Here is a 301-nt window from a genome sequence, read left to right as displayed (position 1 = left end):
GGGGCGGGGGGAGCCGCTGGAGCGGCTGCTGTGGGCCCGGCTCTCCGTCTTCCGCGGCACCTTCGACGCCGAGTCCGCGGGCGCCGTCTGCGCCGGCGGCCCGCTCACCGGGGACGGCGTGCGCGCCGCGCTGGCCGGCCTCGCCGCCAAGTCGGTGGTCCACCGCGAGGGCACGCGCTTCCGGATGCTCGACACGCTCCGCGAGTACGGCCGGATGTGGCTGGCGGAACTGGGCGAGGAGGCCGGCGTCGCCGACCGGCACGCCGCGCACTTCGTCGACTTCGCCCGCCGCGCCGAACGC

The 301-nt window shown here is 78.4% G+C and carries 1 pseudogene; it reads left to right on the top strand.

The window, feature by feature from the left end:
• Positions 1–301: pseudogene (locus RZ84_RS40595) on the top strand (regulator); the annotation flags it as partial.

This window comes from Streptomyces sp. CT34 (assembly GCF_000805335.1).
Lineage (GTDB): Bacteria > Actinomycetota > Actinomycetes > Streptomycetales > Streptomycetaceae > Streptomyces.
Note: the sequence above shows the minus strand (reverse complement) of the source record. Positions and strands in the feature narration are given on the sequence as shown.